The organism is Paraburkholderia sp. RL17-383-BIF-A (assembly GCF_046028015.1).
Lineage (GTDB): Bacteria > Pseudomonadota > Gammaproteobacteria > Burkholderiales > Burkholderiaceae > Paraburkholderia.
In genome coordinates this window covers 1-1,321 of sequence record NZ_JARESR010000076.1, presented here as the reverse complement: position 1 = coordinate 1,321, position 1,321 = coordinate 1, and the positions used below count along the sequence as shown (strand labels likewise).

1 protein-coding gene and 1 other annotated feature are annotated in these 1,321 nt (G+C 60.5%); the gene reads left to right on the top strand.

The genetic code is table 11. The annotated features are described in order from the left end of the window. The first annotated feature begins 50 nt into the window (after window positions 1-50). A protein-coding gene (locus tag P0D71_RS35980) for an IS3 family transposase (RefSeq protein ID WP_408472909.1) occupies window positions 51-1,285 on the top strand; the annotation gives its coding sequence in 2 pieces (ribosomal slippage) (window positions 51-342 and window positions 342-1,285; 1,236 coding nt in all). Beyond that, window positions 332-448 (top strand) — a sequence feature (AL1L pseudoknot). It overlaps the preceding gene by 117 nt. Window positions 1,286-1,321 lie beyond the last annotated feature (36 nt).

The window sequence follows — 1,321 nt, the reverse complement described above, 5'->3', positions numbered from 1 at the left end:
TGAACCGCCCCGGATTTTGTGGAGGCTCCAACTCTTGAGAGAATGGAGCCATGAACAAGAAGGTAACCAAGTTTTCCCCGGAAGTCCGGGAGCGCGCAGTGCGTCTGGTGCGCGAGCAGCGTAGCGAACATCCGTCGATGTGGGCGGCGGTCGAATCGATTGCGCCGATGATCGGCTGCACACCGCAGACACTGCACGAGTGGGTCAAGCGCCACCAGGTCGACCACGGTGAGCGCGATGGCGTGACATCAGACGAGCGCGAGCGCCTCAAGGCCTTGGAGCGCGAAGTCAAGGAGTTACGTCGTGCCAACGAGATTCTCAAGGTCGCGAGCGCGTTTTTCGCCCAGGCGGAGCTCGACCGCCGTTTCAAGTCCTGAAGGCCTTTATCGATCAGCATCGCGACACCTTCGGGGTCGAGCCGATCTGCAAGGTCTTGCGGATTGCCCCGTCGGGCTACCGACGCCATGCCGCGCAGCTTCGTGATCCGTCGCGGCGCCCTGTTCGCGCAATCCGCGATGAACGTCTGCGGCCGGAGATCGAGCGTGTGTGGCGGGCCAACATGCAGGTCTACGGAGCCGATAAAGTCTGGAAGCAGATGAACCGGGAGCGTATCGCGGTGGCGCGCTGCACGGTCGAACGGTTGATGAAGCAACTGGGTTTGCGCGGCGTAATGCGAGGCAAGCGTGTTCGCACGACTGTTCCTGATGCCATAGCCCCGCGCCCGCTGGATCGGGTCAATCGGCAGTTCAAGGCGGCACGGCCGAACCAGCTCTGGGTTTCGGACTTCACCTACGTTTCGACGTGGCAGGGCTGGCTGTATGTGGCCTTCGTGATCGATGTGTTCGCTCGCCGTATCGTCGGCTGGCGAGTCAGCAGCTCGATGACTACGGACTTCGTTCTGGATGCACTTGAACAGGCGCTTTACGCGCGGCGCCCGGGCGACGACGGAACCTTGATACACCATTCGGACAGAGGGTCCCAATACGTCAGCATTCGCTACAGCGAAAGGTTGTCGGAAGCGGGCATCGAACCGTCGGTCGGCAGCCGAGGCGACAGCTATGACAACGCCTTGGCTGAAACGATCAACGGTTTGTACAAGGCTGAACTGATTCATCGCCGCACCTGGAAAACGAGGGAATCCGTTGAACTGGCAACGCTGGAGTGGGTGGCCTGGTTCAATCATCACCGGTTGATGGAACCGCTCGGCTATATCCCGCCCGCCGAAGCTGAGGCAAACTACTATCGGCAACTTGAAACAGCCGCCGCTGAATCCGCATCAACTTAAACCAACCAGCCTCCACGATTCCCGGGGCGGTTCAAA